General features: G+C 62.3%; 18 protein-coding genes and 1 pseudogene. 8 read left to right on the plus strand and 11 right to left on the minus strand.

Features of this window, described 5'->3' with window-relative positions:
- Positions 1-110 precede the first annotated feature (110 nt).
- The 7 genes and pseudogenes from tgt to coaD all read right to left on the minus strand — a co-directional run bounded on the left by tgt (position 111) and on the right by coaD (position 4,711).
- Positions 111-1,241: a tRNA guanosine(34) transglycosylase Tgt gene (tgt, locus tag NKH33_RS20610; protein ID WP_352921210.1), complete on the minus strand. Its 1,131-nt coding sequence runs from the start codon at positions 1,239-1,241 to the stop codon at positions 111-113.
- Positions 1,242-1,249: 8 nt separating this feature from the next.
- Positions 1,250-1,520: pseudogene (locus NKH33_RS20615) on the minus strand (hypothetical protein).
- Positions 1,510-2,595: a tRNA preQ1(34) S-adenosylmethionine ribosyltransferase-isomerase QueA gene (queA, locus tag NKH33_RS20620; RefSeq protein WP_352540593.1), complete on the minus strand. Its 1,086-nt coding sequence runs from the start codon at positions 2,593-2,595 to the stop codon at positions 1,510-1,512. The pseudogene NKH33_RS20615 and the gene queA overlap by 11 nt, the downstream one beginning before the upstream one ends.
- 12 nt (positions 2,596-2,607) lie before the next feature.
- Positions 2,608-3,006: a hypothetical protein gene (locus tag NKH33_RS20625; protein WP_352682863.1), complete on the minus strand. Its 399-nt coding sequence runs from the start codon at positions 3,004-3,006 to the stop codon at positions 2,608-2,610.
- A complete protein-coding gene (locus NKH33_RS20630; RefSeq protein WP_352471694.1) occupies positions 3,003-3,515 on the minus strand; it encodes a peptidylprolyl isomerase in 513 nt (170 codons plus the stop codon). Before NKH33_RS20630 ends, NKH33_RS20625 begins: the two co-directional genes overlap by 4 nt.
- Before the next feature lie 29 nt (positions 3,516-3,544).
- On the minus strand, positions 3,545-4,135 hold the full coding sequence (locus tag NKH33_RS20635; RefSeq protein WP_352471695.1) for a peptidylprolyl isomerase: 591 nt from the start codon (positions 4,133-4,135) through the stop codon (positions 3,545-3,547).
- Between the two features lie 75 nt (positions 4,136-4,210).
- Positions 4,211-4,711 carry a pantetheine-phosphate adenylyltransferase gene (gene coaD, locus NKH33_RS20640; RefSeq protein ID WP_352448768.1) on the minus strand — a complete coding sequence of 167 codons (501 nt, stop codon included), beginning with the start codon at positions 4,709-4,711 and terminating at the stop codon, positions 4,211-4,213.
- Between the two features lie 195 nt (positions 4,712-4,906).
- Here coaD and NKH33_RS20645 point away from each other — a divergent pair, with 195 nt between their 5' ends.
- Positions 4,907-5,059 (plus strand): hypothetical protein, encoded by a 153-nt coding sequence (locus tag NKH33_RS20645; protein ID WP_352502504.1) that lies wholly within the window; start codon positions 4,907-4,909, stop codon positions 5,057-5,059.
- 53 nt (positions 5,060-5,112) lie between these two features.
- Here the strand turns inward: NKH33_RS20645 and gyrA are convergent, their stop codons facing one another.
- Together gyrA and NKH33_RS20655 are read right to left on the minus strand one after the other, a co-directional pair.
- Complete coding sequence (gene gyrA / locus NKH33_RS20650; protein ID WP_352471697.1) at positions 5,113-7,917, minus strand: DNA gyrase subunit A; 2,805 nt, start codon at positions 7,915-7,917, stop codon at positions 5,113-5,115.
- Between the two features lie 147 nt (positions 7,918-8,064).
- Positions 8,065-8,892: a helix-turn-helix transcriptional regulator gene (locus NKH33_RS20655; protein ID WP_352471698.1), complete on the minus strand. Its 828-nt coding sequence runs from the start codon at positions 8,890-8,892 to the stop codon at positions 8,065-8,067.
- Between the two features lie 86 nt (positions 8,893-8,978).
- Here NKH33_RS20655 and NKH33_RS20660 point away from each other — a divergent pair, with 86 nt between their 5' ends.
- The gene (locus NKH33_RS20660) at positions 8,979-9,509 is read left to right on the plus strand and encodes a hypothetical protein (RefSeq protein WP_352471699.1); all 531 of its coding nucleotides are present in this window, start codon (positions 8,979-8,981) and stop codon (positions 9,507-9,509) included.
- A gap of 74 nt (positions 9,510-9,583) precedes the next feature.
- Positions 9,584-10,213: a MarC family protein gene (locus tag NKH33_RS20665; protein ID WP_023674869.1), complete on the plus strand. Its 630-nt coding sequence runs from the start codon at positions 9,584-9,586 to the stop codon at positions 10,211-10,213.
- A gap of 8 nt (positions 10,214-10,221) precedes the next feature.
- On the opposite strand, the gene NKH33_RS20670 is transcribed toward NKH33_RS20665, so the two are convergent.
- A complete protein-coding gene (locus tag NKH33_RS20670; RefSeq protein WP_352770376.1) occupies positions 10,222-10,647 on the minus strand; it encodes an OsmC family protein in 426 nt (141 codons plus the stop codon).
- 122 nt (positions 10,648-10,769) lie between these two features.
- Positions 10,770-11,282, minus strand: a complete 513-nt coding sequence (locus tag NKH33_RS20675; protein ID WP_352448761.1) for a single-stranded DNA-binding protein — start codon at positions 11,280-11,282, stop codon at positions 10,770-10,772.
- 208 nt (positions 11,283-11,490) lie between these two features.
- On the opposite strand from NKH33_RS20675, the gene NKH33_RS20680 reads away from it, so the two are divergent.
- The 5 genes from NKH33_RS20680 (at position 11,491) to NKH33_RS20700 (ending at position 13,825) form a co-directional block, all read left to right on the plus strand.
- Positions 11,491-11,880, plus strand: a complete 390-nt coding sequence (locus tag NKH33_RS20680) for a cupin domain-containing protein (RefSeq protein WP_352471700.1) — start codon at positions 11,491-11,493, stop codon at positions 11,878-11,880.
- A gap of 82 nt (positions 11,881-11,962) precedes the next feature.
- The gene (locus NKH33_RS20685) at positions 11,963-12,277 is read left to right on the plus strand and encodes an ArsR/SmtB family transcription factor (protein ID WP_352448759.1); all 315 of its coding nucleotides are present in this window, start codon (positions 11,963-11,965) and stop codon (positions 12,275-12,277) included.
- A complete protein-coding gene (locus NKH33_RS20690; RefSeq protein ID WP_352921214.1) occupies positions 12,274-12,798 on the plus strand; it encodes an SRPBCC family protein in 525 nt (174 codons plus the stop codon). Before NKH33_RS20685 ends, NKH33_RS20690 begins: the two co-directional genes overlap by 4 nt.
- A 26-nt stretch (positions 12,799-12,824) precedes the next feature.
- Positions 12,825-13,430, plus strand: coding sequence for an ATP-dependent Clp protease proteolytic subunit (locus tag NKH33_RS20695; RefSeq protein ID WP_352455702.1), 606 nt, complete (start codon positions 12,825-12,827; stop codon positions 13,428-13,430).
- Positions 13,427-13,825 (plus strand): hypothetical protein, encoded by a 399-nt coding sequence (locus NKH33_RS20700; RefSeq protein WP_352770373.1) that lies wholly within the window; start codon positions 13,427-13,429, stop codon positions 13,823-13,825. Before NKH33_RS20695 ends, NKH33_RS20700 begins: the two co-directional genes overlap by 4 nt.
- Positions 13,826-14,390: the final 565 nt, after the last annotated feature.

Raw genomic sequence — 14,390 nt, forward strand, 5'->3', positions numbered from 1 at the left:
GTTCTTGATCCTCGCCCGATGTCGTCCGGCAATGCTTATTGGGCAGTCGTTTCAAAACAGTTCATGGCAGGGACAACTCCTCCCTGGAGCCGGATTCCTGGCGAGCATGCCTACCGGACGGCGAGGTCACCGTTTGCCCATTGCTGCGTCATGATCTCGGCTTCTTCGGCGAACCTGCCAGCCTCGATCGCTTCACGAATGTCGCGCATCAGCTGCTGGTAATAGGACAGATTGTTCCAGGTCAGGAGCATCGCCCCAAGCGCCTCTTGCGAGCGCACCAGATGATGCAAATAGGCCCGCGAATAGTCGCGTGCGGCCGGGCAGTCGCTTGCCTCATCGAGCGGACGCGGATCGTCGGCATGGCGGGCGTTGCGCAGATTGACCTTGCCGCGCCGTGTGTAGGCTAGGCCGTGGCGCCCTGCCCGCGTCGGCATCACGCAGTCGAACATGTCGATGCCGCGCGCCACCGACTTCAAAATGTCGTCCGGGGTGCCGACGCCCATCAGGTAGCGCGGCCGGTCAGCCGGCAGCTCCGGGCAAGTGATGTCGAGCATCTCCAGCATCACCGCTTGCGGCTCGCCGACAGCCAGCCCGCCGATCGCGTAGCCCTTCAGCTCCATTGCCTTCAGTGCCTGCGCCGAGCGCAGCCGCAGATCCGGCACGTCGCCGCCTTGCACAATGCCGAACATCGCCTTGCCGGGCTGCTCGCCGAATGCCGTCTTGCAACGCTCGGCCCAGCGCAACGACAACTCCATGGCACGCTCGATCTCGTTCTGCTTGGCCGGCAGAGCCGTGCATTCGTCGAGCTGCATCTGGATGTCGGAATCGAGCAGCCCCTGGATCTCTATCGAACGCTCCGGCGACATCTCGTAGGCGCCGCCGTCGATAGGCGAACGGAAGGTAACGCCGTTCTCGGTCAGTTTCCGCAGCTTCGACAGCGACATCACCTGGAAGCCGCCGCTGTCGGTCAGGATTGGATGCGGCCAGCGGGCGAATTCATGCAGGCCGCCGAGCCGCGCCACGCGCTCGGCGCCGGGTCTTAGCATCAGGTGGTAGGTGTTGCCGAGGATAATGTCCGAGCCGACGCCGCGCACCTGATCCATATACATGGCCTTCACCGTGCCGCCGGTACCGACCGGCATGAAGGCAGGCGTGCGGATTTCCCCGCGCGGCATGGTGATTGCACCACGCCGCGCCCTGCCGTCGGTCGCCAGCACCTTGAAGGTGAATGCGTCAGTCATTGAATTCCCTAGCCATCGAACTCCTTGTCGAATACCGGCGCGTCCGGGGCCTGCTTGTCGAGTGATTGCCGGTAGCGGATGCAGCCGCGCATGAATTTCGGCCACGGCGGCACGGCAATCGCCGGGTCGGTCTTTTTCGGGCAAAAGTGACCAGAGGTCGGGATGGTGCCAGCACAGATCATGGCCGGTGGCGTCGCGGTGTTGGCGGATGCCGGCGCGCAGTTTCCTGACCTCGGCGATCAAGGCTTCCCGGTCGAAGGTTTCCAGGTCATCGTCCATCGGTATCCTCCCTGAACAGAAGACTTGCGTCTCCATAGGAATAAAACCTGTAGCGATTCTCGATGGCATGCGCATAGGCCGCCCGCATCGTCTGCAAACCGCAGAAGGCCGAAACCAGCATGAACAGCGTCGAACGCGGCAGATGGAAATTGGTCATCAGCAAGTCAGCGGTCTTGAAACGATAGCCGGGCGTGATGAAGATGTCTGTCGGGCCTGACCATGCGGCCAGCCTGCCGTCCTCGCCAGCCGCGCTCTCCAATAAGCGCAGCGATGTCGTGCCGACGGCGATAATGCGCCCTCCTTTTGCTTTCGCCGCATTCAGCGCCTCGGCGGTTTCCGGGCTGACCGAACCGGTTTCGGCGTGCATCTTGTGGTCGGCGGTGTCGTCCGCCTTCACCGGCAGGAACGTGCCGGCGCCGACATGCAGCGTGACGAAACGGCGCTCTATGCCCTTGGCGTCGAGCGTCGCAAACAGCTCCGGCGTGAAATGCAGCCCTGCCGTCGGCGCGGCGACCGCGCCCTCCTCCCTCGCATAAATGGTCTGATAGTCGCTGCGGTCGCGTTCGTCGTCGTCACGCTTGGAGGCGATGTAGGGCGGCAGCGGGATGTGGCCGACTGCATGCAGCGCCTCGTCGAGGAACGGACCTGACAGGTCGAAGCCGAGCAGCACCTCGCCGCCTTCTCCCTTCTCGATCACGGTCGCGTCGAGCTGGCCGAGAAGGCAGGAATTGGCGTCATGACCGAAATGGATACGATCGCCGGCGGCGATGCGCTTGCCCGGACGCATGAAGGCCAGCCAGCGGTCGGGCGCCATCCGCATATGCAGCGTGGCTTCGACCTGCGCCGCCGCCTCGCCGCGCCGCCTGATGCCTTTCAGCTGTGCCGGAATGACCTTGGTGTCGTTGAAGACCAGCACATCACCGGCCTTGAGCAGGGCCGGCAGGTCGCGCACCGTCCGGTCTTCGAGCCCCTCACCCGGCCTGACCACCAGCATCCTGGCACTGTCGCGCGGCTCGGCTGGGCGAAGCGCGATGCGCTCCTCCGGCAGATCGAAGTCGAAAAGGTCGACGCGCAAGAGATCCCCGCCTCAAGGTTCCGGGCAGGTCACCGCCCAGGCGCCGACACCGTCTATGCTCAATGTGCCGCCCATCGCGAAGCTGGACTGCTCGCTGGCCTTGACCAGCCGCAATTTGGCGACGATCGAGCTGATGCCTTCGTCGGTGAGGTCGATCAGCATGCGCTCGTCGTCTTCGAATGCCTGTCCAACGATGACTTTCGTTGAGCCTGGCTGTCCATCCGTGGTCCATGTCTTGCCGCCGGCATCCAGCCACACACGCGCGACCGCAATGACGGCCGTGTGTCCCATCAAAACGTCGATCGATGCCGCGCCGCCGTCGGCGCTGCAGACGATCGATTCCGTTGCCAGCGCCGGAGTGGCCGCCGCGACGAGCACAAATGCGATTGCCGCGACAGCCCGGCCGGTCATTTCACGTCGGCCGCGACCTTGAGCGACACGATCTTGTCAGGATCCTGCACCGGTTCGCCGCGCTTGATCTTGTCGACGTTGTCCATGCCTTCGATGACCTGGCCCCATACCGTGTACTGGCGGTTGAGGAAGGCGGCATCGTCGAAGCAGATGAAGAACTGCGAATTGGCCGAGTTCGGGTTCTGCGAGCGCGCCATCGAGCAGGTGCCGCGGCCGTGGTTGGCGTTGGAGAACTCGGCCTTCAGATCGGGTTTGTCGGAACCGCCAGTGCCGGCGCGCGATGGCGCGAAAGACGGCTTGTTGGAATTGCCGAACTTCACGTCGCCGGTCTGCGCCATGAAGCCGTCGATGACGCGGTGGAAGACCACGCCGTCATAGGCGCCTTCGCGCGCCAGCTCCTTGATACGGTCGACATGGCCGGGCGCCAGATCTGGAAACAATTCGATGACGACCTTGCCCTTGGTCGTGTCCATGATAAGCGCGTTCTCGCGGTCCTTGATTTCGGCCATGTCAGAAATATCCTTTTGAACAATTGAGGTTACTTGCCGTCCGCGGCGATGCGCACCTTGATCATGCGATCGGGGTCGGTCACCGTGCCGTTCTGCGCCTCGTCGCCTTTCTTGATGTGGTCCACCAACTCCATGCCGCTGACGACATTGCCAACGATGGTGTACTGGCCATCGAGCGGCGGTGCCGGCGCGAACATGATGAAGAATTGCGAATTGGCGGAATTCGGATCGTCGGAGCGGGCCATGCCGACCACGCCGCGCTGGTAGTGCTCGGTGCTGGAGAATTCGGCCGGCAGGTCAGGAAGATCGGAGCCGCCGGTGCCGACAGCGTCGGCATTGAAGCCGCTCTTCATGTTGCCGAACTTGACGTCGCCGGTCTGCGCCATGAACCCGTCAATGACGCGGTGAAAGGCGACGTTGTCGTAGGCGCCCTGGCGCACCAGCTTTTTGATCTGCGCGACGTGCTTCGGCGCAAGGTCGGGCCTCAGCGCGATGGTCACGTCGCCGTCCTTCAGCGTTACGATCATGGTGTTTTCCGGATCGGCGGCAAAGGCCGACACGGATGCGGTCACAAGACCGGCAAGCACGGCAAGCAAGAAGGCAAGCTTTTTCAGCTGCATGGGATCTTTCTCCGAATATCTTCGTTCATGCATGTCGTTACCCAAAGCCGGGTTCCACTTTTGGGTGACATGCATTTATTTCGCGAATTTGGCGGTGAGCGCGCCGGCCACGGCCGCCGGCACGAAGGGACGGATGTCGCCTCCCATCGAAGCTATCTGGCGCACAAGTGTGGCGGTAATGGTGCGCACCGAAGGGCTGGCGGGCAGGAACACCGTCTGCAGCTCCGGCGCCATGGTCTCGTTCATGCCGGCCATCTGCATCTCATAGTCAAGGTCGGTGCCGTCGCGCAGGCCGCGGATCATGATCGAGGCGCCATGCTTCCTGGCCGCGTCGATTACCAACCCGTCGAAGGCGACTACTTTGATACGCGCACCGTCGCTGCCGAATTCCGCCTTCGCGGCCGTTTCGATCAGGCCAACCCGTTCCTCGAAGGAAAATAACGGCTTCTTGCCGGGATGGATGCCGATCGCCGCATAGATTGTATCCGCCACGGCCAGCGACGCCTTCAGCACGTCGAGATGGCCGTTGGTCAGCGGGTCGAAAGAGCCGGCATAAAGGGCGATGCGTTCGGTCATGGCAGGTGCTTCTAGCGAGCCTCTCTCCTAAAGGCAAATCCGATCGCCAGCCCGCGCCGTGAACCTTTTGGCCGACGTGAACGACAGATGAATGTGCCGCCCACAACAGCTTCACGCAGTGTTCACTAAGTTGCAGCTGCAGGAGATGAAACCAAACACCCATCTAATCGTTGTTAGGCGCAGGAGAACACGCACATGCTGATCTACATGCTCGCCACCGCAATGACCGTCGCCATGCTGATCGCCACCCTATTCGGGTTGCATCAGGAAGCACAGCGCGTCCGCGCCAAGGCCAATACCAAGCGGTTCGAGGGCTTCGGCAACCGCAGGCCTTATCGCCGCTTCTAGATTGCGGGTGTCTTCACACGCCGGCCCACAGGGCTGGCGTCGTCGTGCCAAACTCACTCGACGGAAGTATCGGGCTCCCTACCATCGGCATCGGCAACAGCGCCGCTTTCAGCATTCTCTTCGATCTCTTCATCCGCTTGCGGTTCTGAAATTCGCTCCACCGAAACGACCTTCTCGCCCTCTGCGGTATTGAAGATGGTAACGCCCTTGGTGGCGCGGCTGGCGAAACGAATGCCGTTCACTGGAACACGGATAACGGTGCCGCCATCCGAAACCAGCATGATCTGATCGTCATTGCCGACCGGGAAGGTCGCCACCAGGCGGCCGATTTCGGCCGTTTTCGAGACGTCGGTGGCGCGAATACCCTTGCCGCCACGGCCAGTCAGGCGGAAATCGTAGGACGATGAACGCTTGCCGTAGCCATATTCCGTCACCGTCAACACGAACTGCTCGTGCGCCTTGAGGAATTCATAGCGGTCGTCGGAAAGCTCTGCCTCTTCGCCGACCTCTTCATTGGTGAGCTGGATTTCTTCCTCCTCGCCGGCCGCGATGTCAGCAGCGAGCCGGCGTTCGGCCACCACCCGCTTGAGGTAGGCGGCACGCTCCGCCGGCGGCGCATCGACATGCTCGATCACCGCCATCGAGATCACCCGGTCGCCATCGGCCATCGCAATGCCGCGCACGCCGACCGAATTGCGGCTCTGGAAGACGCGTACGTCGCTGACCGGAAAGCGGATGCACTGGCCGGAACTTGCCGTCAAAAGCACGTCGTCATTGTCGGTGCAGGTCTCGACGCCGAGGATCTCGTCGCCTTCCTCGTCCAGCTTCATGGCGATCTTGCCGTTGCGGTTGACCTGGACGAAGTCCGACAGCTTGTTGCGACGCACGGTACCGCGCGTGGTGGCAAACATGACGTCGAGCTCGCCCCAACTCGTCTCATCCTCCGGCAGCGGCATGATCGTGGTGATGCGCTCGCCCTGTTCGAGCGGCAGCATATTGATCAGCGCCTTGCCGCGCGATTGTGGGTTGCCGATCGGCAGGCGCCAGACCTTTTCCTTGTAGACGATACCGCGCGAGGAGAAGAACAGCACCGGCGTGTGCGTGTTGGCGACGAACAGCCGGGTGACGAAATCCTCTTCCTTGGTCGACATGCCGGAGCGGCCCTTGCCGCCGCGGCGCTGCGCCCGGTAGAGCGACAGCGGCACGCGCTTGATGTAGCCGGAATGGCTGACCGTGACGACCATGTCCTCGCGCTGGATCAGGTCCTCGTCTTCCATGTCCGCCCCGCCCTCGGCGAGCTCGGTACGGCGCGGCGTGCCGAACTCGTCGCGAACGGCGATGAGCTCGTCCTTGACGATCTGCTGGACGCGGGCGCGGGACGAGAGGATGTCCAGGTAGTCCTTGATCTCGTCGCCGATCGTGTTCAGCTCGTCGGCGATCTCGTCGCGGCCGAGCGCGGTCAGGCGCTGCAGGCGCAGTTCGAGGATGGCGCGCGCCTGCTCCTCGGAGAGATTGTAGGTGCCATCCTCGTTGATGCGATGGCGCGGATCGTCGATCAGAAGAATCAGCGATTCCACGTCGCCCGAAGGCCAGCGCCGCTCCATCAACTGCTCGCGCGCCGTCTGCGGGTCCGGAGCGCTGCGGATCAGCTTGATGACTTCATCGATGTTGGCAACAGCGATGGCAAGGCCGACCAGCACATGGGCGCGGTCGCGCGCCTTGCGCAGCAGGAATTTCGTGCGCCGGCTGATCACCTCCTCACGGAAGGCGACGAACGCCTTCAGCATGTCGGTCAGAGTCAGCAATTCCGGCTTGCCGCCGTTCAGTGCCACCATGTTGGCGCCGAAGGACGTCTGCAGCGGGGTGAAGCGGTAAAGCTGGTTGAGAATGACATCGGCGACCGCGTCGCGCTTCAGTTCGATGACGACGCGGTAGCCCTGGCGGTCGCTCTCGTCGCGAATGTCGGAAATGCCTTCGATGCGCTTGTCGCGCACCAGCTCGGCCATCTTCTCGATCATCGACGCCTTATTTACCTGATAGGGAACCTCGGTGATGACTATCGATTCCCGATCGTTGCCGCGCGCCTCGACGTTGACGCGGCCGCGCATGACGATGGAGCCGCGGCCGGTCGAATAGGCGCTGTAGATGCCGGAACGGCCAAGCACGATGCCGCCGGTCGGGAAATCCGGTCCCGGAATGATCTCCATCAGCGCCGGAAGGTCGATCGCCGGATTATCGATGAGGGCAATGGCGCCGTTGCAGACCTCGCCCAGATTGTGCGGCGGGATGTTGGTGGCCATGCCGACGGCGATACCGCCGGAGCCGTTGACCAACAGGTTCGGGAAGCGCGCCGGCAGGACTTTCGGTTCGCTGCCCGACGCATCGTAAGTGTCCTGGAAATCGACGGTGTCCTTGTCGATGTCTTCCAGCAACTCATGCGCGACCTTGGTCAGCCGCGATTCCGTGTAGCGCATCGCCGCCGGCGGATCGCCGTCGATCGAGCCGAAATTGCCCTGCCCGTCGATCAGCGGCACGCGCAGCGACCAATCCTGCGCCATGCGCACCAAAGCGTCGTAGATAGAGGCGTCGCCATGCGGATGGTATTTACCCATCACGTCGGCGACCGGGCGTGCCGATTTCACATATTTGCGGTTCCAGTGATAGCCGCTCTCATAGGCGGCGTAGAGGATGCGGCGATGCACCGGCTTGAGGCCATCGCGCACGTCCGGCAATGCGCGGCTGACGATCACGCTCATGGCGTAGTCGAGATAGGAGCGCTGCATCTCCTCGATGATGGATATCGGCTCGATGCCGGTGGGGCCGCCGTCGGCGCCGCGCGGTGTCTTTTGGTCGGTCAAATCGGATCACAATCTAATCAGGAATCACTTGGTGCTTATATAGGAAGCCAGCCTGAAACTCCAACAATCGCGGCAGTTTTCCAGTGTGGTTTTTAGCGGCAAATTCAAAAGGATAAACCAATTGCGACGATATGGCCGTGTACCCTTTCACGGGCGTCGCCGGCGGGCGCGATAAGTACCCGGCGCCTCGCCCATCAGCCGCCGGAAACGGCGATTGAAGGTTGATAGATCGTTGAATCCCGCCGAAAAGGCAATCGCCGAAATCGTCTGATCCGACGTCCGCAGCCGCACGGCTGCCCTGTGCAGCCGCGCTCTCAGCAGGAATTGGTAGGGCGTCATACCGGCAACGTGCCGGAAGGTGCGCAGGAAATGGTAAGGGCTGGTGGCGGTCTCGTCGGCGAGTTCGGCAAGCGAGATCGGCCGGTCGGCATCGACTTCGATGCGCCGCACCGCTTCGGCGACACGCTTCTGGTCACGGCGGCTCGGCGTCCGTCCCCGATCCGTAGCGCTGCAAGCCGCAGTTACCGCGGCACCGGCAATGCGCAGGGCGAGTTCCTCGAACACGCCGGTGTCGGCCATCTCGCGCGCCGCCTCCGCTTCGGCAAGCAGCGGCACCAGCGCCGGCAAGGGCGGCAGGCGCGGCGTTCCGAAATCGAGCGTCTTGGCGCCCGGCACGTCGGCGACGATCCGCTCCATATAGGCCGGTCCGAAATGGAAGGAGAGGCAACGGTCGCCGGCGCCATGCTCGTGCCCGCATTCGTAGCATGTGCCGGGATTGCCGAGCAGGAGCGCGCCCGGCGCCAGCATCGCCGTGCCCTCGCGCGCACGATAGCGGAAGGTGCCGTTGGTTACGGCGGCAACGCAGAAATCCCGATGCTCCTCCTCGAATGGCCTGTCGGCGGCGCTGGCGGTGCAGATGACATCCGACACCTGCCAGCCTCGGCCCGACGCCAGCCTGTGCGCGCTCGTCGTCATCGCCGAAACATAGCAACTTTTCCCAAGCGCAGAACCCCTGTCGGCGTCTATGCTTGCCGGTCTCCTGACAAGATGAGAGCGAAGCCATGTCCAATTCCTTTGCCAAGGTCCTGCACAGCGATGGGCCCGTACCGGCCCTTGCCGAGAAACTGAATCTTTATGGCCGCTTCGTCGGCGCCTGGACGTTCGACGCCACGCGCCATCTCGAGGACGGTCAGGTGCTGACCGGGCGCGGCGAAGTGCATTTCGGCTGGGTGCTCGAAGGCCGCGCGATCCAGGACGTATGGATCCTGCCTGCCCGTGACGCCGGCCCCTCGCCCTCGCTCGGCAAATGGACCTTCTATGGCACGACGTTGCGCGTCTACGATCCCGGCGTTGACGCCTGGCACATCTTCTGGAGCGATCCGCGCAATCAGTACTACAGCCGCCAGCTCGGCCGTGCCGAGGGCGACACCATCATCCAGCAAGGCGCAGACGGCACCGGATCTGCTGTGCGCTGGAGCTTTTCGCGCATCACCGAAAATTCGTTCCGCTGGCTGGGCGAACGCTCACAGGACGACGGCGCTACCTGGCGTCTTGAAGTCGAGTTTCTGGCGCGCCGGGCCGTCAGCCCCTGATCCGCACGGTTTCCACTGGCTCCGCTTTGCTCTACCAATCCCGTTATCCGGCTTTGCCGGCGGGGAGGGTCAGCATGCCGAGCTTCGACAGCCTGTTCAACGCTTTCGTCACCATACTGGTGACGATCGATCCGCCCGGCCTGGCGCCGCTCTTCCTCGCCGTGACCCGCGGCATGAACCGCGAGGAGCGCAACCAGGTCTCCGTGCGCGCCTCGGTCATCGCCTTCCTGGTAATGGCGTTGTTCGCAATCGCCGGCGCGTCGATCCTGTCAGTCTTCGGCATCACTCTGCCGGCCTTCCGCGTCGCCGGCGGCTTTCTGCTGTTCTTCATCGCCTTCGAAATGGTGTTCGAGCGCCGGCAGGACCGCAAGGAGAAGATCGGCGACGTCGCCATCACCAGGGACATGATCCACAACATCGCCGCCTTTCCGCTGGCGATCCCGCTCATTGCCGGTCCCGGCGCGATTTCGGCGACCGTCCTGCTCTCAAGCTCGTTTCAGGGTTTGGGTGCGCAGACAGCCCTTGTCGGCATCATCGCCATCTGCCTCGTCATCACCTACCTGGTGTTCGTGCTGTCAGAGCGCATCGACCGTATCCTCGGCCAAACCGGCCGTTCGATCCTGACAAGGCTGCTCGGCGTCATCCTGGCGGCGCTCGCCGTACAGTTCGTCGCCGACGGCATCAAGGCGCTGATGGCGACGTAGGAACAGCCCTACTTCGCTGTCGTTTCAATGACTTCGAAGTCGTGGGTAATCTCGGCAGTCTTGGCCATCATTGCCGAGGCCGAGCAGTATTTCTCGATCGAAAGCCCGATCGCCCGCTTCACCTTGGCGTGTGATAGCGCCCGGCCCTTGACGACAAAATGCATGTGAATGCGGGTGAACACCCTGGGATCGGCTTCTGCACGGTCGGCATCGAGTTCGACCACGCAATCTTCGACCGCCTCGCGCCCCTTTTCGAGGATATGGACCACGTCATAGGCCGAGCAGCCGCCAGTGCCGATCAGCACCAGTTCCATTGGGCTCGGCCCCGGCGTCTTGCCCTCCGGCCCGAACGCAGTGCCTAGCACCAGCTTGTGCCCATTGGCGGACTCGCCAACGAAAGTGCGCTCCTCGACCCATTTGACCCTTGCCTTCACCTGATACGTCCTTTCACCGCTCAAACGCACAACGTCCCGAAAATCCAAGACAGATTTTCGGGACGCCATTTCGTGGCCAAGGTGCCGGCGCTTTTCGCCGCAAGGGCAGTCCGCCCGAGAAATCAGAACGGGATTTCGTCGTCCAGCTCGCGCGACGAACCACCGCCGCCGCCCTTGTTGGCGCCACCGCGATTGAAACTTTCGCCCGGGCCGGACTGGCCGAAATCGGAACCGCGGCTCGCACCACCACCGGCATAGTTGCCGACCTGGCCGCCGCCCTCGCCCCGCGCATCGAGCATCTGCAGCTCGCCGCGGAATTTCTGCAACACGATTTCGGTCGTATAGCGGTCATTGCCGGTCTGGTCCTGCCATTTGCGCGTCTGCAGCTGGCCCTCGACATAGACCTTCATGCCCTTCTTCAGATACTGCTCGGCCACCTTGGCGATCTGGTCGTTGAAGATCACGACATTGTGCCACTCGGTCTTTTCCTTGCGCTCTCCGGACGTCTTGTCGCGCCAGCTTTCCGACGTCGCGATGCGGATGTTGACGACCGGGTCACCCGAATTCAGGCGGCGGATTTCAGGGTCCGCCCCGAGGTTGCCCACCAGAATGACCTTGTTGACGCTACCCGCCATGATACTTCTCCGCGCTCATCCGAAACCGAATTTTTGTCGCCGCACCTTACAGGCTATGGACAATCCCTGCCTGCCGTCGCTGCCTTTTCCCACAAGGTTTTTGTTCTCTTTTCGTTCTATAGGAGAGGCCCTGCACTGTCAATAGTTGTCAGTAAGAAGTAGTGTCTTGGCGTCGAATTTCCACAGACCATGGGATCGAGGCGAACGCATGAAGATGGTTGCGCATAACGATCAGCCGCAAGAAGAGTGGCGGACGGGAGTAAAGACCCGCATGCATGTCTCTGCCCGCAACGGCGCAACTCAACTTTGCATGTTTGAACAATGGGTCGAACCCACCGTTGGCGCCCCGACACATTGGCACCCGGTCGAGGAAGTACTTACCGTCATCGCTGGCAGGGCCGAGATGTGGATCGACGAAGAGCATCTCGTCTTGACTGCCGGACAGTCGCTTGTTGTCGCCGCGTACAGGCAACATGGCTTCCGAAACGTCGGCTCCGAATTGCTTCATATTCATGCTGTGCTCGCGTCACCAGTTTTCGAGGCGACGTTCAACGGATCCCCCGACATGGTGAGACGCTGGCTTCCAGCGAGTTTGTAAAACCTCGCCTGTCTTAAAAAATACCGCCTGTCTTAAAAAACACGGCTTGCCAAACCGATAAGTATTGACTTATGCTTTCGGCATGATCGAAGCAGACATTTTTCGGGCACTAGCGGATCCAACGCGTCGCGCCGTCTATGAGCGGCTCGCCGACGGCGAGATGACGGTGTCGGAACTGCGCACTGGCATACCGGTATCGCAGCCGGCGGTATCGCAACATCTCGCAGTGCTGCGCGGCGCCGGCCTCGTGGTCGAGCGCCGGGCCGGTCGCAACGCCTATTACCGCGTCGATCCGAAGGGGCTTGCGCCACTGCTCGGCTGGATCGAACGCTACCGTGCGTTCTGGCCAGAGCGCATCGAAAGGCTCAAGACGGTTTTGAAGGACATGGACCAATGACCAACCGAGGCAAAGAACGCGCCGAAATGGCCGCAGACAAGATCGAGTTCGAGTGCGAGCTGCCCGAACCGCCGGAACAGGTGTGGCGGGCGCTGACGGTGCCGGACCTGCTCGCGGCCTGGATGATGCCGAACGACATCAAGCCCGAAATCGGCAACCGCTTTGCCTTTAAAGCGCCGAATGCGCCGATCGAGTGCGAAATCCTCGACGCGGATCCCGGACGGCTGCTGCGCTATTCCTGGCGGGAGCGGCCGGCGCCCGGCGATACGCAGGTGCCGCCCGGCGGTCCCCTGGACAGCGCAATGAACGACAGCCCAGTGGACAGCATCGTCACCTTTACGCTCGACCGCACCGTTTCCGGCGGCACGCATCTGCGCATCGTCCATGATGGTTTTGCTCGGGCAGCAGTGCCGGAGATCGCGATGGCAGGCGCCGGTTGCCGGCTTTCCTTTGACGCGCGCACTCCCAGGCACAAGCAGATCGCCGCAAACACCCCGCGCCTCTTCCTGCGCGCGGCCTGAACGACAACAGTCAACGGAGACAACCGATGAGCGGCCTTGCCAATCTGGTGCCGATGGTGATCGAGCAGTCGAGCCGCGGCGAACGTGCCTTCGACATATTTTCGCGGCTGCTGCGCGAGCGCATCGTCTTCATCAACGGCCCAATCGATGACGGCACCTCAGCGCTGGTCTGCGCCCAGCTTCTGTCGTTGGAATCCGACAATCCCGACAAGGAGGTCTCGCTCTACATCAACTCGCCGGGCGGCGTGGTGACCAGCGGTTTCGCGATCTACGATACGATGCAGTATATCAGTTGCCCGGTCTCCACGGTTTGTATGGGCTTCGCCGCCTCGATGGCCTCGTTCCTTTTGATGGCCGGCACACCGGGGCGGCGCATCGCGCTACCCAACACCAGCATCGTGCTGCATCAGCCTCTCGGCGGTTTCCAGGGCCAGGCCTCCGATATCCAGCGCCATGCCGAGGGCATCCTTCGCACCAAGCGGCGCATGACCGATCTTTACGCCCGCCATTGCGGCCGCACCTACGAAGAAGTGGAACGCACGCTCGACCGCGACTTTTTCATGACCGCGCAGGAGGCCAAGGATTGGGGCCTCGTCGACCATGTCTTCGACACTCGCAAGCAGGCCGCATGAACGTGCCGGGCCGGCGGACGGAACTGAGGCGATTGAGCGCCCGCAATTTCAGCGCCATCGGTCTGGTCTTGCCGCTATCGCGGCACTATAGTCCGGCGATGACCGCCAGCCGCTCATCCAGCCTGCTATGCCTTGCCATCGCTACCGTTGCCGGCACGAACATGCTGGTGGGTATGGCACTTGCCCAAGATAATTCGACGTCTTCGCAAAAGGGCGCTCTGCCCGGTGTGACCAGCGATTATCGCATCGCCGAGCCAGCGCCGCGGCCTGAGCCTGACGATATGGCTCTAGGCAGCGGCAACGGCACCTTCAAGATTGGCGATACCGACGTTCGGATTTCCGGTAGCATCACCATTGATGTCGCTACCGGCAGGATCAGGCCCTCCAGCCGCTAAGTTCGCCTGGTGTGAACCACAAATATTGCGCTTCAAACGAACAGCCCCGCCATTGCTTTGCAACTGACGGGGCCTTCTTGGATCTGAAATCCAAATTGCCGGGAGTGTACTGCCGGCTTTTTATTTCGGATGCTTCGCGGCGTTCAGCCGACGATCCGACTAGCAGTCTCTGATTGTTGTGGGGATCGGCAGGTCAACGTGGGCAGGTAGCGCTAAACGCCTGACCTGGCTACTTATACCTGCCGCGGCTCCAGCGACACGTGGAGCCTCAAGGAACAATCCGGTGGAGTCATGCCTCTGCTCTCCTTCTGTTCGTTGCGACTGTCGTCGAAGCGCTCATCGCATAACCCGCGGCGTCTCGCAGGCTAGCCCCAGGCCGCGAGGCCATCGAAAGACGGCCGGCTTCGTTGACAATTGGATTCTGCCCCCATGACGCGGGGACGTCAACCTTGAATAGCCGGGTTGCCGAAAAATGTGATCGCGAGACGCTTTGTGAAGCCGGCCTCACGGGCAGCTTTTGTCAGGAGCGTGTTCGGCCTTTGTTCTTTCCGCTTGCCCGTTCGCG

Origin of the sequence: Mesorhizobium sp. M1182 (assembly GCF_040318335.1) — a bacterium.
Lineage (GTDB): Bacteria > Pseudomonadota > Alphaproteobacteria > Rhizobiales > Rhizobiaceae > Mesorhizobium.